General features: G+C 38.0%; 22 protein-coding genes. 10 read left to right on the top strand and 12 right to left on the bottom strand.

Features of this window, described 5'->3' with window-relative positions:
* The first annotated feature begins 220 nt into the window (after nucleotides 1-220).
* Nucleotides 221-1,537, top strand: coding sequence for a site-specific integrase (locus GXM17_RS11605; RefSeq protein ID WP_163399495.1), 1,317 nt, complete (start codon nucleotides 221-223; stop codon nucleotides 1,535-1,537).
* A gap of 110 nt (nucleotides 1,538-1,647) precedes the next feature.
* Here GXM17_RS11605 and GXM17_RS11600 read toward each other — a convergent pair whose 3' ends face one another.
* From GXM17_RS11600 to GXM17_RS11580, 5 genes are all read right to left on the bottom strand, one after another.
* Nucleotides 1,648-2,217, bottom strand: coding sequence for a hypothetical protein (locus GXM17_RS11600; protein WP_163399494.1), 570 nt, complete (start codon nucleotides 2,215-2,217; stop codon nucleotides 1,648-1,650).
* Nucleotides 2,218-2,707: 490 nt separating this feature from the next.
* Nucleotides 2,708-3,940: a hypothetical protein gene (locus GXM17_RS11595; protein ID WP_163399493.1), complete on the bottom strand. Its 1,233-nt coding sequence runs from the start codon at nucleotides 3,938-3,940 to the stop codon at nucleotides 2,708-2,710.
* A complete protein-coding gene (locus GXM17_RS11590) occupies nucleotides 3,937-4,377 on the bottom strand; it encodes a Rieske (2Fe-2S) protein (RefSeq protein ID WP_163399492.1) in 441 nt (146 codons plus the stop codon). The genes GXM17_RS11595 and GXM17_RS11590 overlap by 4 nt, the downstream gene beginning before the upstream one ends.
* A gap of 2 nt (nucleotides 4,378-4,379) precedes the next feature.
* Complete coding sequence (locus GXM17_RS11585; RefSeq protein ID WP_244307384.1) at nucleotides 4,380-5,549, bottom strand: di-heme oxidoredictase family protein; 1,170 nt, start codon at nucleotides 5,547-5,549, stop codon at nucleotides 4,380-4,382.
* A gap of 409 nt (nucleotides 5,550-5,958) precedes the next feature.
* Nucleotides 5,959-6,717 (bottom strand): phosphatase PAP2 family protein, encoded by a 759-nt coding sequence (locus GXM17_RS11580; RefSeq protein ID WP_163399491.1) that lies wholly within the window; start codon nucleotides 6,715-6,717, stop codon nucleotides 5,959-5,961.
* Between the two features lie 324 nt (nucleotides 6,718-7,041).
* On the opposite strand from GXM17_RS11580, the gene GXM17_RS11575 reads away from it, so the two are divergent.
* From GXM17_RS11575 to GXM17_RS11560, 4 genes are all read left to right on the top strand, one after another.
* Nucleotides 7,042-7,227 (top strand): hypothetical protein, encoded by a 186-nt coding sequence (locus GXM17_RS11575; protein WP_163399490.1) that lies wholly within the window; start codon nucleotides 7,042-7,044, stop codon nucleotides 7,225-7,227.
* A 174-nt stretch (nucleotides 7,228-7,401) separates the two neighbouring features.
* Nucleotides 7,402-7,737, top strand: a complete 336-nt coding sequence (locus GXM17_RS11570; protein WP_163399489.1) for a hypothetical protein — start codon at nucleotides 7,402-7,404, stop codon at nucleotides 7,735-7,737.
* A 287-nt stretch (nucleotides 7,738-8,024) separates the two neighbouring features.
* Entirely contained in the window at nucleotides 8,025-8,696 is a 672-nt protein-coding gene (locus GXM17_RS11565) for a response regulator transcription factor (protein WP_163399488.1), read from the top strand.
* A gap of 364 nt (nucleotides 8,697-9,060) precedes the next feature.
* Nucleotides 9,061-9,741, top strand: a complete 681-nt coding sequence (locus GXM17_RS11560) for a DUF1345 domain-containing protein (RefSeq protein WP_163399487.1) — start codon at nucleotides 9,061-9,063, stop codon at nucleotides 9,739-9,741.
* A gap of 323 nt (nucleotides 9,742-10,064) precedes the next feature.
* On the opposite strand, the gene GXM17_RS11555 is transcribed toward GXM17_RS11560, so the two are convergent.
* The 7 genes from GXM17_RS11555 to GXM17_RS11525 form a co-directional block, all read right to left on the bottom strand.
* Nucleotides 10,065-11,969, bottom strand: a complete 1,905-nt coding sequence (locus tag GXM17_RS11555) for a heavy metal translocating P-type ATPase (RefSeq protein WP_244307387.1) — start codon at nucleotides 11,967-11,969, stop codon at nucleotides 10,065-10,067.
* Between the two features lie 146 nt (nucleotides 11,970-12,115).
* Nucleotides 12,116-12,997, bottom strand: a complete 882-nt coding sequence (locus GXM17_RS11550) for a bestrophin family protein (RefSeq protein WP_163399485.1) — start codon at nucleotides 12,995-12,997, stop codon at nucleotides 12,116-12,118.
* A 69-nt stretch (nucleotides 12,998-13,066) separates the two neighbouring features.
* Nucleotides 13,067-13,531: an MgtC/SapB family protein gene (locus tag GXM17_RS11545; protein WP_163399484.1), complete on the bottom strand. Its 465-nt coding sequence runs from the start codon at nucleotides 13,529-13,531 to the stop codon at nucleotides 13,067-13,069.
* A gap of 128 nt (nucleotides 13,532-13,659) precedes the next feature.
* Nucleotides 13,660-13,947 carry a heavy metal-binding domain-containing protein gene (locus tag GXM17_RS11540; protein ID WP_163399483.1) on the bottom strand — a complete coding sequence of 96 codons (288 nt, stop codon included), beginning with the start codon at nucleotides 13,945-13,947 and terminating at the stop codon, nucleotides 13,660-13,662.
* Between the two features lie 23 nt (nucleotides 13,948-13,970).
* The gene (locus GXM17_RS11535) at nucleotides 13,971-15,233 is read right to left on the bottom strand and encodes an efflux RND transporter periplasmic adaptor subunit (RefSeq protein WP_163399482.1); all 1,263 of its coding nucleotides are present in this window, start codon (nucleotides 15,231-15,233) and stop codon (nucleotides 13,971-13,973) included.
* Between the two features lie 11 nt (nucleotides 15,234-15,244).
* Entirely contained in the window at nucleotides 15,245-19,594 is a 4,350-nt protein-coding gene (locus GXM17_RS11530; RefSeq protein WP_163399481.1) for a CusA/CzcA family heavy metal efflux RND transporter, read from the bottom strand.
* A 369-nt stretch (nucleotides 19,595-19,963) separates the two neighbouring features.
* On the bottom strand, nucleotides 19,964-20,299 hold the full coding sequence (locus tag GXM17_RS11525; RefSeq protein WP_244307383.1) for a DUF6660 family protein: 336 nt from the start codon (nucleotides 20,297-20,299) through the stop codon (nucleotides 19,964-19,966).
* A gap of 308 nt (nucleotides 20,300-20,607) precedes the next feature.
* On the opposite strand from GXM17_RS11525, the gene GXM17_RS11520 reads away from it, so the two are divergent.
* The 5 genes from GXM17_RS11520 (at nucleotide 20,608) to GXM17_RS11500 (ending at nucleotide 26,040) form a co-directional block, all read left to right on the top strand.
* The gene (locus GXM17_RS11520) at nucleotides 20,608-21,294 is read left to right on the top strand and encodes a response regulator transcription factor (protein WP_163399480.1); all 687 of its coding nucleotides are present in this window, start codon (nucleotides 20,608-20,610) and stop codon (nucleotides 21,292-21,294) included.
* The gene (locus GXM17_RS11515) at nucleotides 21,287-22,555 is read left to right on the top strand and encodes a sensor histidine kinase (protein WP_163399479.1); all 1,269 of its coding nucleotides are present in this window, start codon (nucleotides 21,287-21,289) and stop codon (nucleotides 22,553-22,555) included. Before GXM17_RS11520 ends, GXM17_RS11515 begins: the two co-directional genes overlap by 8 nt.
* A 55-nt stretch (nucleotides 22,556-22,610) precedes the next feature.
* Nucleotides 22,611-24,572, top strand: a complete 1,962-nt coding sequence (locus GXM17_RS11510; protein ID WP_163399478.1) for an LTA synthase family protein — start codon at nucleotides 22,611-22,613, stop codon at nucleotides 24,570-24,572.
* A gap of 4 nt (nucleotides 24,573-24,576) precedes the next feature.
* A complete protein-coding gene (locus GXM17_RS11505; RefSeq protein WP_163399477.1) occupies nucleotides 24,577-25,455 on the top strand; it encodes a diacylglycerol/lipid kinase family protein in 879 nt (292 codons plus the stop codon).
* Nucleotides 25,456-25,668: 213 nt separating this feature from the next.
* Nucleotides 25,669-26,040 (top strand): hypothetical protein, encoded by a 372-nt coding sequence (locus tag GXM17_RS11500; protein ID WP_163399476.1) that lies wholly within the window; start codon nucleotides 25,669-25,671, stop codon nucleotides 26,038-26,040.
* Nucleotides 26,041-26,083: the final 43 nt, after the last annotated feature.

The following is a 26,083-nucleotide window of genomic DNA, read 5'->3' as shown; positions in this document are numbered from 1 at the left end:
CACTTCACAAAGATGCGGGTTTTTTAATTCTCTTTATTAGATTCAAAAACGCACATTCTTTCACTAATTTTTATGGCACATTCATGGCAATTTATTTTGGTAAAAAAAACTGCCACAAAAAATGATGTAAAGCCTTGTTATTCAGTAGGTAAAGCACGTTAACGACTTGATTTAAAGATATTATAATTCGACCTTTATTAACTTATTAAATTGTTGAATTATGTTAGAAAGCAGTTTTGGAATTACCTTCTTTTTGAAGAGTTCCGCAAAAAGTACAAATGAAAAATACATTTATCTAAGAATTACTGTAGATGGAGTTCCCAAAGAAACATCCACAAAGAGAAAGTGGGATATAAAAAGGTGGGAGCAAAAGACTGCCAGGGCTACAGGAAATAAAGAAGATGCCAAGGCTCTGAATTTGTTTTTAAACTCTCTGGAACTTCAGATAAGTAAATACAGGGATGAACTTTCGGAAAAGCGGGAGACGGTAAGCAGTATTAAACTCATTAATTTTGCGTTAGGCAAAACTAATGTAAAGTCTACAGTTATAAAGGAATTTCAGCTACATAATGATCAAATGCTGGCTTTAGTCGAAAAAAAGGAGTATGCTATTGGAACCCACGAGCGTTACGAGATTTCTAAAAAGCATGTTACAGAGTTTATGTTTTATAAATACGGCGTTGAGGATATGGAATTCAGCGAGCTGAATTTTGAATTTGTAAAAGATTATGAGTTTTATCTAAAGACAGTAAAGAATATCAGTAATAATACTGCTCTAAAATACATTACTAATTTTAAGAAAATTGTTCTTTCGGCAGTGGACAAGGAAATTATTTCTGCAGATCCATTTAAACGTTTTAAATCTAAAAAGATTAAGGTGCCTAAAAAACCTTTAACTAATCACGAATTGTCATTGCTTGAGAAGCATAAGTTTTCAACTGGCCGCCTAGCAGTTGTCAGGGATGTTTTTATTTTTCAATGTTATACAGGTCTTGCTTACATTGATGTTTTTAATTTGAAACAATCTGACCTAAAAGTGGGGGTTGATGGTGAAAAGTGGATATTGACTGGAAGGCAGAAAACGGGAAGTCCTATTAGCATTCCTCTACTACCAAAAGCTGTTGAGCTTATCGAAAAGTACAAAGATCATCGTATTTGTGTGGAAAGAAATTCAGTGCTTCCTGTGAGTTCAAATCAGAAAATGAATGAATATCTTAAGGAAATAGCTGATTTGTGCGGTATTACAAGTGCATTAAATACGCATAAAGCAAGAAGAACCTTTGGGAGCACAATTACATTGAATAATAATGTTCCAATTCATGTGGTAAAGGAAATGCTTGGTCATCAATCAGTAAGTCAAACTGAACAGTATGCAATAACGGAAGAGCTTGCTATCGGTCGTGAGATGCAGGGATTAAAACAGAGACTGGCAGATAAGGAAGACGATCCCGGTAAATTAACTTTACAAACAATCGAAAGAATGGAGAAAGATTTAAATGAAATGAAAAAGAAATTGGGTTTGATAAATCAGAAGTGAACTAAATAAAAAAGCGAAGATCAAATGATGAGATTTTTCTCTGTAATTTGCCTTCGCTTTAAGTTTTAATAAATGTTATTAAAACCTAATATTTACAACTTCAATTTTCTTTAAGTCTTTTTTATTAGACGCCAGATACCCCACCAAGCTAGAGGTGCTAGGACAACTACACTTGCCATACCGGGAAAATATTTATATGGTCCATTTATCAAAAAAGGAAAATAAAAATGTGCCAGTTCTGTAAAGCCCATTGAAATAAATAGAGTCCAGATGGCGAAGTAACCTAGCTCATGTCGTCGCTTTATCAGAAGAGGAATTGAGAGCCAAATGCCTATTGGTAAAACTAACATTCCTGCAACAAGTCCAAGCGAAATTTCAGGAACTGTCCCTCCCGTGATTTTCTCAGAGACAACTTTAAAAAAATTCATCCTATTTTCCTCTACTTTATGCAGGAATAGAAATGCAAACATTGTCGACCAGAAAGGAGCTCTAAGTAATGGCCATTTTGTCCTAGACGGAATATAAAGCCAAAAAATAAAGCCGCCCAAGTACCCGACAGCGAATAATGCGTATAGAGTCCCTAAATAATAATAGCCAATTGCAGGAATAAGGATAGATAGGAGGAAAGCAATTGTAATATTACCTCCTCCTTTTGCTGAAATATTTTTAATAGCCGCCATAGTTTCTGATAATTATGTCTAACAATTAGCAAGTACAATTTTACTTATGAATTCTTACATTGTAGTATAATTGGTATTGCTTTCTTCAAACTTTTAGTTCAATTTTTCTTTAGATTTTTATTTTACAAGTTTTTTAAAAAATACTTCACCTTGAAATTAATCAATATAAAACTACGAAAATGGCTTTTTAAATTTGATAACCTGAATTTTAATTATAAGAAATAAAAAAGCCATTTCGCACGAAATGGCTTTAAATTTTGATTATACTAATTTCCTTCAAATTTTGATAGATGCTGTAATTTTTTAATACTGTGAAAAAAATGAAACAAAGCCCATCACACCAGTAATTACCAACACACATTTCCAACAATTTAGCCTATTATTCATATAAAGATGTTTTTATGTTTATTATATAAGATTACTGCAATTTTTGTGCCACGATAAAAATGACCTGCAGGGAACAGTTAAGTAAGAGAAGAGCATTTTATTTTTAGAAGTATGTCGAAATCCCCATATTAAATCCATCAGTAATTGACGGAGCGTTGGAAAAAATGTCTCTTTGTTTTAAATAGCGATAGTTTAGACGAATTACGGTTTGAGAAGTTGGTCTGAAACTAATGGCAGGCATTATACTCCATACATCTTCACCAATATTGCCTCCTGTCTCTTTAAATTTTCCCACATTCCAATCCACATATTCTAATCTGCAGGCGATGTTTATAGTTGTTTTTTCCCATCCCAGAATTGTTTTTGTCAAGATGGGCTGTACAATATCTATAAAGCCCCCCTTTTGTTTATTTCCGAATTGTTGAGAATAAGTTTCGGGAACATCAACATAAATCCAGGCAAATTCTGTAGTGATAAAGGTTTTGATTTTTGGCAGAGTAGTGTTAAAATCCAAGGCAAAAACTGCTACACGTCTCTTCTTATCAATAACAATTCCATCATCCTGGAATTTGTTATATATTCCACTCATGTATGAAATTCCCAGTTCACCTATTTTATTATTCCTAAGGGCTATTTTTCCTGTAAATAACGGTTCACCACTATTTATTTCTTCAAATCTTTCAGGGTTGTTTTTTGCTGCCGGCAGGAAAGTTTTATTTTCGGTGTTCTCAATTATAGAATTATCAAAACTTCCGGATAAATAGGCTTCATATCCAAACATCCAGTTTTTTGTATATTTTTTTCCAAAAAGTCCCACGCCGGCATTACTAAATGTATCTGGTAACATTTGAGTTGATGAAATTGGCCGGTCGGTAAATTCCCATTTGGGGCCGTCATGATTTTGATTGAAAGAACCAATTGGATTCAAAATTATTCCAGCCCTTAAATTTACCAAAGGATCAAATTCAACGTCTACAGATGCAAATTCAATTGCAATTTCTTTTCCTCCATCTTCAAATTCAATTTCACTTAAAAACTTCACTCTTTTACTAATGGCTGATGACATGAAAATAGATAATCTTCTGGCTTGAAATTGATGACCTTCTGATACTCCGTCTGTGGTAAGTTTTTGCCAGTTCATTTCAACGTACCCACCAATAGAAATTGGCGTTTTGTTTATATTCAATGACGGTCTATTGTAAACAGCATCCATGTTTAAGATGTTTTTTACAGTATCTTTTGGTACCCTTTTTAGTAAACTGGGGTCAATTTGTGCAAAACAATTTGCGTAAATGAAGAAAGAGATTGCCAGAAATAAAGTTAGTTTTAATCTCATTTTAAAGATATTTTTAGAATATTATTTTCTATTGCGACCGGAAATTTTCTAAGATCTGTATTTGCGGGACCGTTCTCTAAAATACCCCGGTTGCTGAATTCACTTCCGTGTGCGGGGCATTGTAATTTATCTCCAAAAACCTGTAATTCCGCACCCTGATGTGTACATAACATAAACATGGCGCAATAGTCGTTTGCATCAAAACGATACACACAAATTGGTGCTTTTAATATTTCATTTTGAATGATTATGTATTTTTTAAAGTCTGTTTCTGTTCCTTTTTGTATTATAAAGTCAGAAACGGGAACTAAAAGATCAGAGTCTTTAATCTCTCTTGAAAGAATCTGGGAAGAAGCACAGCTTTGTAATAAACTTGCCCCGGTTATCCCTGCTAAACATCCAAGACCACATGTTTTTAAAAATTGTTTTCTATTCATTATCATAATGATTTTATAAATTTCAGTAAAGCTTCTTTATCTTCTGTAGACAGTTTTTCAAATGCATTTCTGCTTTGTTGCGCCTCACCGCCATGTAATGTTATGGCTTGTTCAATAGTGTGTGCACGACCGTCATGCATCAGGAATAAGTTTCCTCCTTGTGAATTTTCTGAAAGACCTATCCCCCAAAGCGGAGGAGTTCTCCATTCATAGGTTTTGGCACTTCCCTCAGTGTAGCCATCATCTAATGCGCTTCCCATATCATGTAAAAGCAAATCAGTATAAGGGGCAAAAGTTTTATAAGAAAGGGCGTTTATAGGAGAATAACTTGTCTTAAGTTCACTTTTATGACATCCCACACAATTAATTTGAGTAAATATGTTTTTACCGCGAATAACACCGGTATCATTTTGATTTCGCTGAATTGGAGCTTTTAAGGTGCTTAAGTAAAAAATGACATCATTGACTTTAGCAGTTGAGATTTCAGGATCAATTTCTAAATTAGAATAATGATCAATAGGATTAAATACAGATGTAATTCCCATATCCTGATTGTAGGCATTAACTGTTTGATGCAATAAATCAAATGCAGAGGCTTTTTTGCCATATCGTCCAATATGTTTGCTGTTTTGGGTTATTGCATTGGAAGCTGGAATTGAATAACCAGGAATAGTAACCCAGTTTACAGTTCCTGAAATACCATCTCCATTACTATCCTCAGGATCTGTCATCTGAATTAAATCATTATTCGACACATATTGTAAAAAGCCCAACCCTGTAAATGCCGGGGGGGTAAATTTAGAGAATGTTGCCCCGGCTGGGATTTGTTCTGGTAAGTAACCTGGTAAAGCTCTGTATTGAAGCTGCGGGCCTCCTTGATTTAAAAATTGATTTCCTGTTTCATCAATTTGTCCAAACCGGGTAAGTGTTGTAAATAAATGCCCTTTTCCGTCTCCCGCATGACAATTGATACAGCTCGTTCCAACAAATGTTGGTCCCAGGCCTGTTTCTCGTGTAAAAACTTCATTTACTGCTGCATCACCTCTTAAGAATTGTGCAGATTCAGAATTCGACAAACCATCAACTGGACCATCCAATAGTTCATCATCGGCTGGGATTTCAACATAACTTGCATCGCAAGATAAGAGTGCAAAACATAAGATTATCAGCAATAAAGGTTTTCTTAAAAAAAATATTTTTATGGAACATGATTTAATTTTTAGACAAATCTAAATATTTTTTTAAACAAATATCAATTTTGGAGAAGAAATTATTTTTTTTGAGAATGCATTAATTATAATTCTACATTTGAAAACGGAAATAATAAGTTTTCAAATGGCAGCCTGATTAAAGATTCAAATTGGGAAGTGCCAACTTTAATTTTCATTGTGGAATAATTTTACATAAGAAATCGGAAGCAAAAATATTGCATCGTGTTTCTTTAAATTTTCCCACGTTCCAATCCTGAAACTACTTTGTATAGCCTTCCGATGGAGTGGGAAAAGAAACCTTCCTGCTGAAAGAAAGTGCAAAAATCAAAAAGTTTAATATTTATAAATATTAAACTTTTTATTACTTATCTTAAAATGATTTTACAAATGTGATTCTAAATTGCCTTCCATCGTAGGACGGCGCCAGAAAAGAGGTGCAGTTGCGTTCTTTTTTGCCGAATATTTTTCTTGTCAGATATGGATTGAGCCAATATGCTGCTTTGGTACTTAAAATCCCGATTCCTGCTCCAGCTGCTACATCGGTAAGCCAGTGCCTGTTGTTGTAAATTCTAAATAATCCTGTTCCGGTAGCAATTGCATATCCAGCCACACCATACCATATAGATTGATCTTTATATTCCTGATAGAGAAACTCAGCTCCCGCAAAAGCTATAGCAGCGTGGCCTGAAGGAAAAGAATTATTAGTTGTTCCATCGGGACGCTCAATATTAGTTATGGATTTTAGTGCCATAACACTTCCTAAAGTAAAAATGGTGGAAGTGGCCAATATCACCGAACGGTCCCTTGTATTATTTTTTCCTTTGACACCCAACCCGTTAAGAGCATAAACGGAAACAGCGGGAACGTATCTTGAAAAATCGTCAATGGTTACCTTTGTGTCTATGTTTTCAGTAATTTTATTACGAATCTGAAAATTAAAACTTTTTATTTGTCCGCTTTCAATTCCCCAAAATCCATATCCTATTAATACCCCTGGAATAATAAGCTGCTTGTAATTGAAACGAATATTTTTAACCGTATCACTAAAAGTGCTGTCTCTCCCGCTGAAACTTTGTGAAGAGGCCGTAAAATTGATCATCAAAAGCAATAAAATATTAATTTTTCTCATACAAATAATTATTTGAAATTATATCAGATGTCGATAATTGGTTTAAAATGATCTCTTATAAATGTGCAAAATACTTATTTGATACGGTTAATTAAGGATATTATTTTTTGCTGAAGAATTCCTTGTAACATTTTAGATCTTTACACCCAAAGATTGAAAATTAATTAGGTATAAATTCTTAATATTTTGTTATTCATTTAATCTTAAGGAAATCCTAAGTAATTGTTGCCTAATTTAAGGTAACTTAGTGTAAACAATATTGTTAAGCCCTAAAAAAATTGGACAAAACACGGTTTTATTATTATTAATTAAAAAATATCAATTATGAGCACACAGGAAAAAGAGGGGCATGATCACCCCGAACATCACAAACATAAGGAGCATCACACACACCCTGAACACCACGAAGGGGAAGCAGGAAAAAATCATCCTGAGCATCATGATGAGGATGAGCACCACACCGAGGAAGAGCACCATCAGGAAGGTGAACACCACAAAAAAAACAAATAATACCCGAGATGTTTACAACGCTCCCTATTCTATTGATGACAGGGGGCGTTTTTTTATTGTATGGGTATATTTTTGAATAAAAATACTTTTCAAATCGGCAGGCTTTCCTGATGATTTGTATTAAATCTTATTTACTTTTTTTAATTTATCCAGTTTTTTTGTAAATTTACAATGATGAGCTATCAAAGATCCATTTTTGTAATTTTACTTGCAGTACGTCTACTGACATTACTGCTGATTCCATGTGGAGATATTGACACTCCTGTTAGCGTTCAGAAGGAAATTGTTTCTCTTAAAAAAAATAACGACCATAAACACAAGCCTGTTTGCTGTTCTTTTTGCCAGTGTGCAAGCTGCTGCGGCGCCGTTGCCCTTACCGAGGTAAATGAACTTTTTTTTTATTTTACTTTTCAATTTAAGGCAGGTACTATAAATACCTATGAATCCTTTCCTTCTTATTACCTTAGCTGCATATGGCAGCCCCCGCAGATAGGCTACACTGAAGCATAGCCAATAAAATCTTTCATTTTTTTTCTTAGTTGCCTGATAAGGTATTTGTGAAGGTACGGTAATACATTAGTAATGCAATTATCGATATACCTGCAGCCAGGCCATTTTGTTTCCTGTATTAGGTCTGGAATTTAGTTTAGCTGCAATTAAAATGAATTACAAATTAAAAAGGTTGAGCATAGTTTTTTACATCAGCGGGTTATCGCATCTGCATAACTATCTTTAAAAATAAATCTTATTCTATAGGATTCTCATCAAATCCCTAACCAGTAATTAACAAGTTTATAATGAATATTCTCATAATTGATGACCAGCCAAAAAGTGTAAATTTCCTGCGTCTTGGGCTTGAGGACGAAGGACATTTTGTCCATACCGCCGAAGATGGACGGGAAGGAGTCCTTCGTGCAACAACAAGAAACTATGACCTTATACTGATAAGCTGGATACTGCCATCAGTCTCAGGCATGGAAGTGTGCCAGGCAATAAGAGTATCTGATATTCATACGCCTATAATTTTTCTCACAGCGAAAGACTATCTTGAAGATACTATTATAGGGCTTGAATGCGGTGCCAATGATTATATAAAAAAGCCTTTTACCCGTGGGGAACTGCTATCAAGGATTATGGTCTATGAAAAAAAAGGACAAAAAAATTCAGAACGTGAATATTCACTCTCCGATATCACTATAAAAATGAGCAGCTACAAGGTACTTAAAGCCGACAGGGAGATAACGCTGACCCGTAAAGAATTTCTTCTGCTGGCTTATCTTGTGCGGCATAAAGGAGAAGTATGCTCCCGAGTGGATATTATAAGAGAAGTATGGGGTACAGATTATGAATACGACACGAGTATCATCGATGTTTTCATGAGTAACATACGAAAAAAACTCCGTGTTAACGCCGATGATAAAAGGCTTCGAACCGTCAGGGGCATTGGATTTATAGCCGACGAGATCTAAAAATAATAGAATTTGAAATTTAATGTTTTATTATTTACAAATAGGAGTTGTAAACTAAGAATTTGCAACTCTATTGCTGTGTTCAATATTTATAGTGAAAAAACAGCAGTGAAGCCCATTATTCCAGTAAGCATTAAAGCATATCTGCAGCAATTAAGTCTATTTTGCATTTTATTATATCCCGGGATTAAAAGTAAGCAGTTTAACAAATATTTTCTAAAGATACAGTATTATGCATCAAACCAAAATTATTAAACTAATAATGGAATAGGTAAGTGCTTATTAACAATTGTATTTTGGCAAGTGAGAAAAGATCAATTTGATCCTTTATTTTAACGTACCTTCGTATCATAAAAAAAATGTTTTGAAAGCAAGAAAGAACTGGATTGCCAAAGTTGATAGCCATTTGCGACTGTATATTTCAATATGCACAGCAATTGGTGTTTTTTTTATTCTGGGAGATCTTCAAAAAGCTTCTATTCACTGGATGGCTTCCTGGCTGGCGTTCTCAGGTATGTTTCTGTTTTTATCGTGGATGACCATTTTTAAATGTCATCCTAAAGAACTTCACAAAATAGCTGAAAAGCAGGATTCGGGCCGATCTCTAATTATGATTTTAATTTTACTGGCATCCCTGGTGAGCATGATTGCCATCATTTTATTTTACAAAACTTCAGCAGAAATGAAAGGTATAGAACTGACAACCCATATTTTATTGACCATCTTCTCAGCCATATTTGCATGGTGGCTCGTTCACACCACTTTTACTTTTAAATATGCGCACCTTTACTATGCAGTTGGGGAGGAAAAAGAAGGAAGGCGGGTATTTGGCGGGCTTGATTTTCCTGATGAAAATACACCCGACTATCTGGATTTTTGTTATTTTTCATTTGTGCTTGGAACAACCTTTCAGGTTTCAGACGTCAATATTACAGCACGCCATATACGAAGGATCGCACTGCTGCATGGATTGCTTTCTTTCTTTTTTAATACCATCATTTTAGCGTTAAGCATCAATATAATCGCTGGGCTCATTCAAAAATAACCTTCGGTTCGATTAAGTGAATTGATAGTGCATAATGCATAAAGGACTAATAATCTGAGTCAAATCAGGCATAGTCTTCAGGTGTTTTTGGTTAAAAGGCATTGCTTTACTGCTTCTTTTATCGGCAGCAGGCAGGAATACTATTGCAATTAGAAGGAATTTCCAATCAGCTGTCCCAGGAACAGTAAAAAAAACAGGGAGCAGTCATCATAAAGATTGCTGCTCCCTGTTTAAAATGTAAAATACTGTCTGTTTGCTGACAATAATGATTTTTTCCAGTCCTTATTTTTGTAATACGGGTTATGTTCGGCCGGTGATTCTTATTACATTTTTAATCTCTGTATCCTCACAGCGTTTAAAATAGCTAAAAGAGATACCCCGACATCAGCGATTACCGCTTCCCAAAGCGTAGCCACACCTCCGGCACCTAATGCCAGAACTATTACCTTAACCACCATTGCAAGGATTATATTCTGCCACACAATTTTCTTGGTTAGTTTTCCAATTTTTATGGCAGTAACAATCTTAGAGGGCTGGTCGTTTTGTATCACGATATCTGCTGTTTCAATTGTGGCATCGCTGCCAAGCCCTCCCATTGCTATGCCTGCATCTGCCAGAGCGACAACAGGAGCATCATTTACACCATCCCCGACAAAGGCAATTTTCTTACCTTCATTTTTCAGTGCCGTTACCTTCTCCACTTTTCCTTCCGGGAGTAAATCCCCGTAAGCATTGTCTATTCCAAGATTTTTGGAAACTTCATCCACAACGGTCTGTTTGTCTCCCGAAAGCATCACGGTTTGTATTTTCAAATCATGAAGATCTTTGATCGCTTGTGGAGCATCTTCCTTTATTTTATCTGCAATTGTAATGTGGCCCTTATATTGCTGGTCAATAGCAAGCACTACAATAGTATATACAATAGTGTCAACCTCGGATGGATATTCGATGTTAAATTTTTTCATCAGCTTGGTATTTCCGGCAAGTACTTCTTTCCCATCAATAGTTCCTTTAAGACCATGACCGGAAATTTCCTCTACGTCGGAAATGTTGACGCCTTTAATACTGTCCTTGCCCGCATGCTCAACAACTGCAAGCCCGATAGGATGGGTGGACTGGCTTTCAATAGCAGCAGCATATTTAAGAAGTTCATCTTTTTCTATGTCTTTTGAATTGATTTCCTGTACTTTAAAGATGCCTTCGGTGAGCGTTCCGGTTTTATCCATTACCACTACATTGATTTCAGTCATAACGTCAAGGAAATTGGAACCTTTAAATAAAATACCATTTCGGGAGGCAAGTCCTATTCCGCCAAAATATCCCAAAGGTATAGAAACCACAAGGGCACAAGGGCAGCTGATCACAAGAAACACTAAAGACCTGTAGAACCATACATTGAACTCGTAAGGGTCTACAAAGAGGTAGGGAGCAAAACAGACTGCAACAGCAAGGGCAAAAACAATGGGTGTGTATACTTTTGCAAATCTGCTGATAAAGAGCTGTGTCTGTGATTTACGGGAGGTGGCATCCTGAACCATTTCAAGAATTTTGCTAAGCTTGCTGTCCTGAAAAAGCGAAGTCACCTTTATTTCGGCAACCGTATTTAGATTAATCATTCCGGCGTAAATCTGTTCTCCCTTGTTTTTTGTATCAGGCTTGCTTTCTCCTGTCAGGGCTGCTGTATTAAAGGAAGCTTTTTCAGAAATCAGTTCGCCGTCCAGGGCTACTTTCTCACCGGGCTTTATCTGAATGATTTCACCGGGTTTTACTTCTTTCGGGTCTACAACCAAAAAGCCGCCGTCCCGCTGCACAGCAACCTGATCGGGCCTGATGTCCAAAAGTGCCTTTATGCTTCTTTTTGCGCGGTTAACCGCTGCGTCCTGAAACCATTCCCCTACCGAATAAAAAGCCATAACAGCAACACCTTCACTATAGGATCCAATGGCAAAGGCACCGATAGTGGCAACACTCATCAGGAAAAATTCATTAAAAAAGTCAAATCTTTTGGCCTTTCGGTAAGCCATGTATAAAACATTGTAACCTGCAAGGAGATAGGCTGCCGTAAATATTATAAGGTCAGCTGGAAAAGCCGGCACAAATTGAAAGCCGAATTCAAGCACCAGCATTACCACAAGTATAATTATGGCAAGCAGAAGCTGCCAGTGGCTTTTCCATCCTGAATCAGCATCTTCTGCTCCATGGTCGTGGCCGTCATCATCCGAGTGCATCTCTTGCTGTGGGGCGGCAGTTACTTTGTTGTTTTCTTTTGGATCTCCGCTGGGAGTTTGCTTTACAGTATCTGAATTTTGGGTGTTGTCAATCATAGCGTAATTTTTACTGCGGCATTGGAAAATACCGCACGGTTAATATATAACTAGTTAATGTAATAGTAAGAGTCTGGTTGAATAGGCGCTATAGCCTTATCGCTGCAAATTTCTTTTATATTGTTTTCTATAACCCCGCAAAGTGCCGTCATAGGTATGTCGGTCGGACTGTTCTCAAAAGGGTCCTGCATTATGATTGCTGTTTTTTCCACTGCTATTAGCATAGTGGATATAACAATAGTAAGGACAATTTCCAATACGGGAAAGCTGTCTTCAAGTCCAAAGGGGAGGATAGAGGTGAGAAGGTAAATCAGAAAGTGAATCAGCAGGCTGTAGGATTTCGGAAATACCGTATTTTTAATTCTTTCGCATTTTCCCATAGCATCATTCAGCCGCGCAATAGTAGTATCGATCTGTACCTGTTTATTCTCATTTATTATGAATTTTTTTGATACCACTCCGAGCTGATCGGCATGTCTGTTTAAAAGTTCGGCAGGAACATTATTTGCTTTTATATGGTGCTGCTCAAGATAAGAGCCGACACGCTTGGAAAATGGAATTTTCCTCAGGCTTTCCGATAAAGCATAGGACCAGATAACCTGTCTCTGTGCAAATTCTTGTAATTCATCGTCAGAATCAGGCATGAACTGCCTGACCTGTCTTATTAATGTTCTGGAATCATTGACAATTTCTCCCCAAACTTTTCTTGCCTCCCACCAGCGGTCATAAGACTGTGCTGTCCGAAAAGCAAGCAGTAATCCCACTATGGTTCCCATAATAGCGGTTATGGGAAGAGGTATTGCAATTTCCCGCAGTATGGTATTATGATCAAGTGTGCCGATTACCAAAGCATAAGTTATGATAGCGGCTATATCAACCCAGATCGATCTAATGAAAAACACTATGGAACTTTTATTATTTTTAACCAGCATTTATCAGCGTTTTATAGTTGTTAAATAAAGTTTGTTTCTAAGGAACCTGGAGCAATGACCTCCAAAGGCTTATAAATCCTTATGACAGGTATGGTTATATCTTATCTTTTTTTTCCACCTGATATACCACTTCTGGTGATGGAGTGAAAGTAAAAAATACAAGGCGCCAGAACTTGCCACAGCAATTATGTACATGTTGAGCCCGACAGCAACTCCAACAGCCGATGTACACCAGACCGTAGCAGCTGTTGTCAGCCCATGTGAAGCCCCCTTGTGATCGTTTCTGTAAATAATTCCGGCGCCAAGAAAACCTACACCTGTGATAATATTTGCTATAACTCTCGATGCGGCAGCCGGGTCCGATGCGAGATGAACTGTAATGGAAGTGAACAGCGTCGCACCAATACATACCGCTGCATATGTCCTTACCCCGGCATCATGACCGTGCCTTTCCCTGTCAAGGCCTATGAAGAATCCTAAGGCCAAAGAAACCAGTAGTCTAGGAAGTATAAACAGCTCTGTATTAATGTCCATATCTATCTAAGTTAAGAATTAATTGCCAACTATTAAAATTTTTCAATCTTTTAATAACCAGGCACTGTATGATGTACCTGGTGTTTTGAATTTATTTCCTTCACTGGTTTTAGCAGCTTAAAGCCACCCTAATGTTCATGTCCCTGATGATTTTTTGGGTCATGTTTATGTCCCTGGTGGCTTTCCTGGTTAACCCTGATGAGTTTCATCTGGCATACCGGGCATTTCCCTTTTGATTTATATACTTTTCCCTTTTCACAATTCATAGGGCATTCATACGCTAATGTGTGCATGTCTGCATCCTTATGCTCATGTTTTTGCTCGTCCTGGCCAGAGGGTTTGTGGTCATTGTGCCTGCAGGAGAAAATTGTTAGTATGTTTAAGATCAAAACAATAAACAAGACTTTTTTTTTCATATCGAATGTTTTAATAGTATCATTTAGTGCTCATGACCTCCGCCGCCTTCACTCTTCAATAAATGACTTTGGATATAATATGCGCCTTTGGTGACAATTTTAGAATCTGCATCAATTTTCTGAAGCAGCGTTACTTGAATAAACCCTAATTGTGAAGTTCCTGTTTTTACTTCAATACGCTGAAAATGGTAGGTTTTGCCCTCGCTTTCCTCGTGTTTGTCTCCATCTTCATGAGCGTGCCCCTGCTTTTCATCGTGGGCCTCTTCTTCCTTATGTCCCTCTTCAAGAACAAATATAAATTCGCGTCCGTCAGCTTTAACTACCGCTTCCAAAGGAAGCGCGCTTACAGCATTTACCCCGATATCGATAAGGGCATTTATATACATTCCAGGAATTAACTGCTGTTTTTCATTGATGATATCGGCATGCACGGCAACGGATTTAGTTTCATTCTCAAATGATTTGCCCACACTGAAAATTTTCCCCTTGATTTCGCTGTTATCCTGATTGGTCAAAATAAACCTTACATCCTGGCCTGGTTTGACCTTGCGCAGGTCTTTTTCGTAAACCAGCAGATCGACATGGAGTTTTGAATTATCAACAATGCCAAGCAGTGGTTTTCCGGCCTCAACATTGCTTCCCAATTTGATGTTAATTTCAGTTATAAATCCTGAAATAGGCGCTTTTACAGCCACTGTGGAGGTTGCAGGTCCATTTGGGCTAATATTTAAGGTTGCTAACTGTTTGGCAAGGGAATTGAATCTCGCCTTTTCAATTTCATAATTGGATTTGGTCTGCTGGAATACTTTTTTAGAGTTCACTTCCTCAGCGCTCAGGATTTTTTGTCTCTCAAATTCCAGTTTAAGATACTCTAAATTGCTTTTTGAAGTAAGGTAGGCTTCCTGCATTTTTGAGAATTCAGGACTTTCAATGGTGGCGATAATTTGTCCTTTCTGCACGCGCTGCCCCTCTATAACAGAAATGCTTTTCACGATTCCCGTAGTAAAAACAGATACATCTGCCTGATTCTGTGGAGGCAGTTTTGTGTAACCATTGGCGTTGATAACATCGCTCAGGTTTTTCTTTGAAAAGCCTCCAAGTTCTATTTGCGACCCTTTAAACTGGGCTTCATTTAGTTCTACTTCCTTGATTCCGGCTGCCTGGTTTTCTTCGGTTTTCGCTTCTTCTTTTGGAACCTCGGCCGCTGTTTTGCGAAGTGTAAAATAAAGGATTATTGCAATTACTACAGCAGCACCTATTGCATATATTATATTTGCTTTTTTCATTATAACTTAAATTATTGATTTATTAAATACTGAATTGCAATTACTGTCTGATTGTATTTGCTGACAGCATCATTATAGTTTAATTGTATCGTTGAAGCTGTTTCAATACCCTGAACATATTCGACATACGAAATATCCCCGTTTTGATATCCCTTTGTTGCATTTCGAATTATTGAATTGGCATTTTCAATTGCAGTTGTCTGATAAAAATCAATCAGCGACTGATAGGTCTGCAGTTGTTTGTTCAATTGTTCAAATTGGGTTTTTACCTGGGCATACAGGTATTCCGAATTCTTTTTTTCTACCTCTATAACCGTTTTGGCTGCTTTTGATTTCGCTGCGCCGCTTCCGGCAAAAACAGGAAGGGAAACACCCACTGAGAAACCCTGGAACTGCAGCGAGTTATCTGCTATGGCAGTGCTGTAAGGATCCTGGCTTCCGCTGATGGATTGTATGAAGTAGCCTGCTGAAAAATCAGGAAGCAGCACAGACTTTTGAACTTTATAATTGGCCTGGGCAATTTTTACCTGATTCTCCGAAAGCTGAAGCCCGGGATTTTGTTTCACAAGAGATGTGTCTGCGGCAATAGCAAAAGGTATTTGCGCAAAAGTAGTATCCGAAGATATAAAATCGCTGTCAAGGTTCATCAGCGTTTTTAAATTGGACACTTCAACCTGCAGCTGTGTGCTGTTTTCCTTAATACGCTGCTCTAATTCCTGCTGTTTGGCAAGGGCAATAGATTTTTCCAGTGAATTGGTTTCCCCGGTCTGGAATTTCAGGGCTGCTGACTTTACAAACTTCTGCAGAATCACATTCTGCTTTTCAAGGATTCGGTTCTGCTTTTGAAAATACAGCATTGTGTTCCAGGATTGTCGAATGCTGTATTTTACTTCCTGTTTGGTGATACCTAATCTTGTCTGGCTTGCATTGCTGTATTCGGTCAGCAGTTTTTTGCGGGCACCGATTTGAAATGGGCTGATGCCCTGTGTTACACTAATATTTTTATCGTTGGCCTGCGAGTTGATTTTTCCGAAAGTTCCCAGCAATTCAGTTTTTGGAAGATCCCACGCGGAACCCAGCAATTGGGATTGTGCCTTTGTATCGAGCTGGGATGCCTGTATGCTTTTATTGTTTTTCAAACCAAGGTCAAGGGCTGTTCCCAAATTAATGGACTGAACAGGTCCCTGCGCAGTGGCTGTTAAAGAAAACAAAGCCAAAGCCAAAACAGTAAGGGCAGATTTCCCAGGACTTTTGATCTTGCCAATACCTTTTTCAAAATACAGATAAAGGATCGGAAGTACGATCAGTGTCAACAATGTTGCCGTGATAAGCCCTCCGATGACAACTGTTGCAAGTGGCTTTTGAACTTCTGCCCCTGCGTTGGTGCTGATGGCCATTGGAAGGAATCCCAGTGACGCTACTGCTGCTGTCATGACCACAGGACGCAGTCTGACTTTGGTTCCTTCTCTAATTCTCTCATATACATCCTGCATGCCTTCCTCTTTTAATTGGTTAAAATATCCGATAAGTACAATCCCGTTAAGTACCGCAACACCGAATAAAGCTATAAAGCCCACACCGGCAGATATACTAAAAGGCATATCGCGAATCCACAGTGCAAAAATTCCGCCAATTGCCGATAATGGAATGGCTGTAAAGATCAGTAGTGACTGTTTGATAGAATTGAAAGTGAAATAAAGTAAAATTAAAATTAGCCCAAGCGCTATAGGAACTGCTATGGAAAGACGCTTGCTGGCATCAATAAGGTTCTCAAAAGAACCTCCATAGGTAGTGTAATAGCCATCCGGCAATTTTAATTTCGCATCAAGTTTGGCCTGGATTTCCTTTACAATACTTTCCACATCGCCTCCTCGGACATTAAAACCGACAACAATTCTTCTCTTGCCGTTTTCACGTGAGATCTGCATAGGCCCGTCTTCATAATTTACATCGGCGATCTGCTCCAGAGGAATCTGGCTTCCCGAAGGCAGTGTGATGAATAGTGTTCTTAAGTTCTCAATATCCTTGCGGCTTTCGTTGTCCAGTCTCACCACCATGTCAAATCGTTTTTCGCCCTCATACACAACACCTGCGGCCTCACCTGCGAACCCCATACGGACAACCCTGTTCAGATCGCCTATTTTTAAGCCGTAAAGGGCTAATTTGTCTTTATTGTAACGGATTGTAATTTGTGGCAGACCGGCAACACGTTCTGCTTTTGCATCAGCAACACCTTTCACGCCTTTTATAAGCTGTACCACTTCTTCACCTTTGCTTACCAGCATATCAATATCTTCTCCAAATATCTTAATGGCTACATCGCTTCTTACTCCTGTCATAAGCTCATTGAAACGCATTTGAATGGGCTGTGAAAATTCAGTTGAAGCGCCCGGGATCTCCTCAAGGGCCTCTTCCATTTTTTCCATCAATTCCTCTTTGGTCTCAGCTGAAGTCCATTCGCTTTTATCTTTCAGGGTAATGATCATATCACCCGCTTCAATCGGCATAGGATCTGTCGGGATTTCCGCACTACCAATCTTGGTCACAATCATTTTGATTTCAGGAAATTTAGCTCTCAGTATTTTTTCTGCCTTTGTAGTGGCTTCTATTTCCTGTGAAAGGGAACTTCCTGATGCTATAATAAGGTGTGTGGCAATATCTCCTTCGTCAAGCTGTGGTATAAATTCGCCTCCAAGTGAATTAAAAATAATCAGAGCAACAGCAAATAGAGCCAGGGCAACGCCTATTACGACGGCTCTTACTTTTAGTGCCTTTTCCAAGAGCGGGCTGTAGAAGCGGTAAATGGCATCGATGATTTTGTCACTGATGTTTTTCTTATGTCCGGTTTCTTTTTTAAGGGCCAGGGCAGACATCATCGGAACATAGGTTAATGAGAGGATAAAAGCGCCCAGAATGGCAAAAGAAACGGTTTGTGCCATAGGGCCGAACATTTTTCCTTCAATACCGACAAGGGCAAGAATGGGCAGATAAACAATAAGAATGATGATCTCCCCAAAGGCAGCGCTGCTTCTGATTTTAGAGGAGGCCTGATATACTTCCTCGTTCATTTCCGCTGTACTGAGCTTTCCTTTGTTGCTGACCTGGAGTCGGTGTATAATAGCTTCCACAATGATAACCGCACCATCGACAATAAGGCCAAAATCTATAGCGCCAAGGCTCATCAGGTTACCGCTCACGCCAAATAGTTTCATCATCGTAATGGCAAATAACAGTGCCAGGGGAATAACAGAAGCCACTACAAGCCCGGCTCTCCAGTTGCCCAGCAACAATACAAGGATGAATATTACAATAAGGGCACCTTCTATAAGATTTTTTTCGACAGTTGAAATAGCTTTATTTACCAGCACGGTTCGGTCCATAAAAGGTTCAATATCCACACCTTCAGGGAGTGATTTTTTGATCTGCTCCATTTTTTCCTTTACGATCTTTACGATCTCACCGCTGTTTTCGCCTTTCAGCATCATGACCATCCCTGACACCTCTTCTCCTTTGCCATCTTTGGTAACTGCTCCGTAGCGGATTCCGGCGCCAATCTGAACCTTGGCTACATCGCGGATTAGAATGGGGATTCCATTTTGGTTTTTGACTACAATTTTATTTATATCATCAATATTATTAACCATACCAATACCTCTGATAAAATAAGCGTAAGGCTTTTTATCGATATAGGCGCCTCCAGTATTTTCATTATTGTTTTCCAGTGCATCGAAAATTTCCGTTATAGTAGTATTCATGCTTTTGAGCTTGTCAGGCTGAACGGCTATTTCGTATTGTTTAAGTACACCGCCCAGAGTGTTAATTTCCGCAACTCCTTTTGTTCCGATAAGCTGAGGCTTGATAATCCAATCCTGAATTGTTCTTAATTTGGTAGCATCGAATTTGTTTTCATATCCTTTTTTAGGAAAGACCACATATTGGTAAATTTCTCCCAATCCGGTACTAAGAGGAGACATTTCCGGAACTCCAACACCTTTTGGTATCATGTTCTCCGCTTCTTTGATCCTTTCGGCAATTTGGGCGCGTGCCCAGTAGATATCAACATTTTCCTCAAATACCACTGTCACCACACTGAGTCCGAAACGGCTGATTGAACGAAGTTCGACCATTCTGGGAATTGATTTTACAGACTGTTCAATGGGATAGGTGATGAATTGTTCCACCTCCTGAGTGGCAAGCGTAGGGGAGCTGGTAATAATCTGTACCTGGTTGTTGGTAATATCCGGTAATGCATCGATAGGGAGCGTGTAAAGCGAATAGCTCCCTACAGCTATTAGTACCAGGGTGAATAGTCCAATAATAAACTTATTATTGATACTAAAATGAATTATTTTATCTAACATTATCTTGTTGTAAATTAAATGTATAAAAGCGGTTTTTGATGATCTCTCCCATGTTTGTTCGGCTTTATTGGCATGCCAAATGACGGGCACTGCTAAATGCAGGTGAGCACTTCTCTAAGTACAGTATGAAATGAATTTGCTTGTTCTTTTAAGGACGGTGTACCGTGAAGAAGTGGTAAATTCTTGCACCTATCCCCAAAAGCAGTAAAAGACAAATCAAAACTGTGATAATTGTTCGCAGAACTGCATAAGGTTTTTTAGGCTGTAGTGCCTTTTTTTTTGATTTTATCATTTTGACATAATTAATTGATACTATTATGAACATATCGGCATACATCACAGTTGTGCAACTGCCGGATGGCAATAATATTATGAATTAATCTGAGGGGGCTGCCAAATGCTTCCAGTGAAGCTAGATATTAAAATGGATTGGTATTGAGATACCTTAGGGGGAATTTCTGGAATGATAACAGGGAAATCAAAAGAAATAGCATTCAGGTTGTTAACCACCTGGATTCCGCAGCAGGCGCAGCTGCAAAAAGGAGAGCATAAATCTGTTTCGCCTTTATGTGAAGTGCCTTCATTATGATTGGATTGTGATATCTCGGCAGATTTTGAAACAGAACTATACATATCGGCGTCAGCACAGGTAATGGCTGAGAGGCTTAGCAGGTAAATAGTTAGTATAAAGCTGAATATTTTCACGCCATAAAAGTAAATAATTATTTTTACCCCTCCAATAAAATTATGGAAAATTTGTAGCTCATAATTCTAAAACAGTATAGTTCGATATAGGCCGCTGCAATGTTTGTTGTTTAAAATAGTGCTGTGTTGCAGTTTGTTTGGTCTGGAATGTTATAATACTGTAACGGCTGTTTTATGTCAGGTATCGGCCAGTTTTTCAGGTATTGGTGTTTTTTGCTTGTAGAAATAAAAAAAAATTTATCACGATATGTTATCTTTGCCGTGATGAGCTGTAATGCAGGATTTATTTAAAGCAGCTTGGCGCGAATATGAAAATTTTATTAATCGAGGACGAACACTTTTTGTCCGAAAGCATCAAAGATTATCTCTCGGGCAGCGGAATTTTGTGCGAGTGCGTGGATAAAGTAGGGACTGCCCTTAATAAAATAGCGGTATATCATTATGATTGTATTGTCCTTGATCTGGGACTTCCCGATGGCAGTGGCCTGGAGCTGTTGCTGGCACTCAAAAAGCAGAACAGAAATGAGGGCGTCATTATTATTACCGCTAATGGTCTTACACTTGAAGATAAGATCGAAGGATTTAACAGCGGTGCTGATGACTATCTTACCAAACCCTTTGAGCTGGCAGAATTAATGGTTCGTATCATAGCACTGGTACGCAGAAAGCAATTTAATGGCAATAACATTGTCCTTTACAATGAAATCGCTATAGATATGCTTGCCAAAACAGTAAAAGTAGGAGACATCTTTATAGACATTACTAAAACAGAAATAGATTTGCTGCTGTACCTTGTAGCCAATGAAAATAAGGTACTGTCAAAGAGTACGATCGCCGAGCATATTTCAGGCGACATGGCAGATATGCTTGATAACCATCATTTTGTATATGCTCATATAAAAAATCTTAAGAAAAAGCTTGTTGACGCAGGTTATGATGATTACATCAAGACCCTGTATGGGATGGGCTATAAATGGACAATGAAAAATGAGTAAAAAGCTGCTCAACAGGACCCTTAAATACTATATGGTATTTTCAATTACAATGCTAATTATTGCGGGCATCGCTTTTTACTTCTTCGGAACTTTGCTTTACGTCAATAATGCAGACCGCGAACTTTTAATTCTCAAAAAAGAATTTATCAGTCTTTCTCTCCCTGGGCTCAAGCCAGATAAAATTGCTGCCTGGAATGAGTTTAACCGTGATCTTAAGATTAGGGACAACAATGACCAGCTTGCTGATGATACTTTTTTTTACCACAGTTATTACAACTGCCTGAGTGAAAATTACGAACGCTACAGAGTGTTGCAGTCTCCTGTAAGTATTGATGGTAAAAATTATATTTTTTCGGCCAAGATTAATCTCATTGAAGATGAAACATTGATGATAGGAATAGTGCGCCTCTTTGCTATTATCGGCTTTTTTCTGCTAACGGGGCTGTATCTGATTACCCGCTATCTCTCAATCCGTTTATGGAAACCCTTTTATACAACACTGCAGCAAATAGAACGTTTTGAAATTGATAAGGTAAACCAGCCTGAACTGCCCGCCGTGGATGTTGAAGAATTCGAAAGGCTTAATTGGGCAATTTCCAGGCTGATGGAAAAAAACACAAGTATTTATGCCAGTCATAGTGAATTTATTGAAAATGCTTCGCACGAACTCCAGACCCCTCTTGCCATTTTTAAGGGAATGCTGCAGTCCCTTCAGCAGCGTAATGATATTACAAAGGGTCAGTTTGAACTTCTGGAAAATATAAATATAGCTGCTTCAAGGCTTGGCAAGATCAATAAGAACCTTTTGCTGCTATCAAGGCTTGAGAGCAGGCAGTTTGATGCGACCCAGGGTATTACGGTCAATGCTATGTTGGAACGGCAGCTTCCCTTTTTTACAGAACAGGCCCAGGCTAGGCAAGTAGATCTGCGCTATACTCCTCAAGGACTACTGCATGTTTCAGCTAATGCCGTTTTACTTGAAATTGTCATCAACAATCTCTTTAACAATGCTATCAGGCATAATAGTGCGGGAGGCACAATAGATGTAGTGCTGAAAGAAACCTCTTTGTGCTTCAGTAATTCAGGTGAATCAGGACCACTGGACCAGTTGCGTATCTTTAAGCGTTTTACCAAAGCAAGCACCAAATCTCAGGGAAGCGGACTGGGTCTGTCTATAATCAGCAGGATTGCTACGCTTAATGGATGGAATTTCTCCTACAGATTCGAAGAAAAACAACATTTTTTCTGCCTGGATTTCTAATCTTCTAAATATCTTCTAAATTCAAACTGAAGTTTGTTTCAAAATTTCAGTACCTATGTTTACAAATTTCAAATCCGCTGGCAGATTTGACCTGCTGCTTCATTTTACAGTTTGGTTTATATTTAGTTCTCTGCTGCTTCGTATTGCTTTTCTTTTGCTGGAATATCACCAGGTATCCATGGTTTTGCCTGACCTGTTCCAAACACTCCTTACCGGACTATTCTACGATCTGGGAACGGTAAGTTTTATTATTCTGCCTGCATCATTTTATTACATGATTATGCCTGCGAGATGGGTGGGGAGTTTAGCCGACACGGTAATTATACTTTTCTTTACTGCACTTTCCATATTTATTCTTGTCCTTACCTTTTTTGCAGAGATTATATTCTGGGACGAGTTTAAGTCTAAATTCAATTTCATAGCCGTGGATTACCTGATTTATACCCATGAGGTAGTGGCCAATATACAGGAATCTTATCCGCTGCCCATATTAATTGGGAGCATGCTTTTGATCACGGGACTTTTTATCTTTATTTTCCTCAAAAGGGGTGCCCTCACCAATACGCTGTCGGTCACTGCTTCACCGTTATCTCGTTTTGTTTTGTTTTCATTAGTACTTTCAATATCAGTGATATTTACCTGCTTTGTACGCAATGACATGTCTGAATGGTCTGCCAACCGCTATAATTCTGAGATTTCCAAATCAGGAATTTATTCTTTTTTTGCTGCCTTTCGTAATAACCAGATGCAATATAAGCAATTTTACAGCACCATTGATGACGATAAGGCATTTGCCCTGGTAAGAAGCAAGCTTCAGGGAAGTGGAAATACTGCTGGAAAAACCCTGCGCTCTGTCAGCCGGAAAATAATTGACAGCTGCGGGCAGGAAGAACAGCGAAAGAATGTTGTTTTTATATTAGTAGAGAGCTTCAGCGCTGGATTTATGAGGGAATTCGGCAATAGGGAAAACATTACACCTTTTTTGGACAGCCTGGCTCAGGAAAGTATTTTTTTCAAGGATATGTACGCTACAGGAACACGCACGGTAAGGGGAATGGAGGCTGTTACAATTTGTATCCCGCCTACCCCGGGCCAGAGCATTGTCAAACGGCCGGAAAACAGTGATCTTTTTACTATTGGCTCGGTATTCAGAAAAAAGAAATATGCCACAAATTTCTTCTATGGAGGGGACGGGTACTTTGACAATATGAATGCTTTTTTTGGCGGGAATGGTTTTACCATTTACGACCGCGGCCGAGGAAGCGTGCTGAGTGATAAGATTAAAACGGTCAGAAACAACATAGGGGACAGTGAAGTAACTTTTGAAAATGCATGGGGCATTTGTGATGGTGATATTTATGCCAAGATGCTCAAAACAGCTGATTCGCATTACAGTAAAAAAGAGCTTTTTTTTAATTTTGTCATGACCACCTCCAACCACAGGCCTTATACCTATCCTGATAATACAATTGATATACCTTCTGGAACAGGAAGAAACGGTGCGGTGAAATACACGGATTATGCACTGCGAGAATTTTTCCGTAAGGCCGCCAATAAACCATGGTTCAAAAATACCGTTTTTGTAGTGATTGCTGACCATTGTGCAAGCAGTGCGGGTAAGGATGAAATTGACATTGCCAACTATCATATTCCGGCATTTATTGTCAATATGCCTAAGGATCAAAACCAAAAAGTGCTCAAACAGTGCTCCCAGATAGATTTTTTCCCCACTTTCTTCTCTCTGATGCACTGGAGTTACACCTCCAATTTTTTTGGAAACGATATTTTGCATCCCAGCTATGAGCAGCGTGCACTTGTGGGTACGTACAGAAAACTGACTTTAATGAAAAAAAATCAGGTGATGATACTCTCTGATCAGAAGAAGCAATCAGCTTATTTATGGAATAAGAAAGACAACAGTCTTTCCCCAGTACATATTGACCAAAAAATGCTGGAAGAAACTATCTCCTGGTACCAGACTGCAGATTATTTATTTACCAATAAATTATTACATTAAAATCATGACTACACCCTACATTCATTTTATCATAAACCCAGTTTCAGGTGGAGGAAAGCATAATATTAACGTTCAGTTCATAAAAGAATTTTTTCCTTCTCATCAGATCATTGTCGATTATACCCAATATAAAGGACATGCTATGCTGCTGACAAAGGCCGCAATGGAAAATAATCCTTACTGCATTGTAGCCTGTGGGGGTGACGGCACTATTAATGAGGTGGCGTCCTGCCTTGTTCATTCTAACATAGCCCTTGGAATAGTACCGGTAGGATCCGGAAATGGACTGGCATCTCACCTTAATATTCCAAAAGAAATTGATAAAGCCATGCAGGTTATTTCTATTGGAAGAACTATTAAAATTGATGCTGGTAAGGCAAATCATTATTATTTTTTCAGTAATATGGGAATTGCCATTGATGCACTTATTATAAAAAAATATGAAAGGGCCAGCAAAAAAAGTTTAATGTCGTATGTTTGGTCATCCCTTACTGCCGCGCTTGAATATCGTCCTGCAGAAGCATTAGTAAAAATAAACGGAGAAAGCATATGGATCAATCCAATGCTGTTGTTAATATCCAATTCGAATGAAATGGGATATAATATGAGTTTAACTCCAAATGCAAGCCTTACAGATGGCAAACTGGATGTTTTTATGGTTCCTAAGATCAATTTTTTAAAAAAAGTGCAATTGGGTATTTACATTATTACTGGAAAAATAGATAAGTTCAAAAAAGCCAGAACAATGCGTACCACAGTGCTTGATATTGCGCTTCCAAAAAAAATATTTATTGATGCTCAGATTGACGGGGAATACCAATTCCTAAAAACTAATAAAGTGTATGTTACAATTATCAGGCAGGCTATTACTGTTCTGGTTTGATTTTTTTTAATATGTTTAAATGACTCAAATTAACAATTACCTTACTTAACAGTATTTAATAATACAGCGTACTAACTTGCTTTGAAATAAGGAAATGGGTTTAATGTCCGATTGATTTTAAATTTTAATGTTTTTTTATAATTAAGAGGAAGTTTTATCAGAATAAAATTAAAAATGATGTATTTTTGCCCAAATTAAAAATCATACAGACTTTTGAAAAGCCTAATCATAACAGCACTTTCACTTTTGATCTTATCTCCATCATTTGGCAGCCTGTTCGTTTATGCTTCATTTAAAATTAATCAGAAAGAAATAGCCAAAACTATTTGCGTGCAGCGTAAAATGTCATTTAACAGCTGTAACGGCCGATGCGAACTTCAAAAAAGCATCAAAAAATATTCTGACAACGAAAGAAAAATGCAAGACAGCTTAAAAGAAAAAATTGAGCTTGTTTATATTCAAAATACTTTTAATGCAGAGGTTACTTTTATTGCTGTAATCGAATCCAAAGAAAACACTTCTGTTTTGTTTGAGAAGAAACCTATCGGGTCCCCTAATAGTACTTTTCGCCCACCGCTGGCATAATCATTCCTTGCAGATCAGTTTGTAGTTTTAAAAATGCAGCCTT

This window comes from Flavobacterium fluviatile (assembly GCF_010645065.1).
In the GTDB taxonomy this organism is placed as follows: domain Bacteria; phylum Bacteroidota; class Bacteroidia; order Flavobacteriales; family Flavobacteriaceae; genus Flavobacterium; species Flavobacterium fluviatile.
Note: the sequence above shows the minus strand (reverse complement) of the source record. Positions and strands in the feature narration are given on the sequence as shown.

Excerpts from the sequence above, each read along its gene's own strand:
- GXM17_RS11605 (WP_163399495.1), top strand. The coding sequence starts at position 221 with ATGTTAGAAAGCAGTTTTGGAATTACCTTCTTTTTGAAGAGTTCCGCA.
- GXM17_RS11600 (WP_163399494.1), bottom strand. The coding sequence starts at position 2,217 with ATGGCGGCTATTAAAAATATTTCAGCAAAAGGAGGAGGTAATATTACA.
- GXM17_RS11595 (WP_163399493.1), bottom strand. The coding sequence starts at position 3,940 with ATGAGATTAAAACTAACTTTATTTCTGGCAATCTCTTTCTTCATTTAC.
- GXM17_RS11590 (WP_163399492.1), bottom strand. The coding sequence starts at position 4,377 with ATGAATAGAAAACAATTTTTAAAAACATGTGGTCTTGGATGTTTAGCA.
- GXM17_RS11580 (WP_163399491.1), bottom strand. The coding sequence starts at position 6,717 with ATGAGAAAAATTAATATTTTATTGCTTTTGATGATCAATTTTACGGCC.
- GXM17_RS11575 (WP_163399490.1), top strand. The coding sequence starts at position 7,042 with ATGAGCACACAGGAAAAAGAGGGGCATGATCACCCCGAACATCACAAA.
- GXM17_RS11570 (WP_163399489.1), top strand. The coding sequence starts at position 7,402 with ATGAGCTATCAAAGATCCATTTTTGTAATTTTACTTGCAGTACGTCTA.
- GXM17_RS11565 (WP_163399488.1), top strand. The coding sequence starts at position 8,025 with ATGAATATTCTCATAATTGATGACCAGCCAAAAAGTGTAAATTTCCTG.
- GXM17_RS11555 (WP_244307387.1), bottom strand. The coding sequence starts at position 11,969 with ATGCACTCGGATGATGACGGCCACGACCATGGAGCAGAAGATGCTGAT.
- GXM17_RS11550 (WP_163399485.1), bottom strand. The coding sequence starts at position 12,997 with ATGCTGGTTAAAAATAATAAAAGTTCCATAGTGTTTTTCATTAGATCG.
- GXM17_RS11545 (WP_163399484.1), bottom strand. The coding sequence starts at position 13,531 with ATGGACATTAATACAGAGCTGTTTATACTTCCTAGACTACTGGTTTCT.
- GXM17_RS11540 (WP_163399483.1), bottom strand. The coding sequence starts at position 13,947 with ATGAAAAAAAAAGTCTTGTTTATTGTTTTGATCTTAAACATACTAACA.
- GXM17_RS11535 (WP_163399482.1), bottom strand. The coding sequence starts at position 15,233 with ATGAAAAAAGCAAATATAATATATGCAATAGGTGCTGCTGTAGTAATT.
- GXM17_RS11530 (WP_163399481.1), bottom strand. The coding sequence starts at position 19,594 with ATGTTAGATAAAATAATTCATTTTAGTATCAATAATAAGTTTATTATT.
- GXM17_RS11520 (WP_163399480.1), top strand. The coding sequence starts at position 20,608 with ATGAAAATTTTATTAATCGAGGACGAACACTTTTTGTCCGAAAGCATC.
- GXM17_RS11515 (WP_163399479.1), top strand. The coding sequence starts at position 21,287 with ATGAGTAAAAAGCTGCTCAACAGGACCCTTAAATACTATATGGTATTT.
- GXM17_RS11510 (WP_163399478.1), top strand. The coding sequence starts at position 22,611 with ATGTTTACAAATTTCAAATCCGCTGGCAGATTTGACCTGCTGCTTCAT.
- GXM17_RS11505 (WP_163399477.1), top strand. The coding sequence starts at position 24,577 with ATGACTACACCCTACATTCATTTTATCATAAACCCAGTTTCAGGTGGA.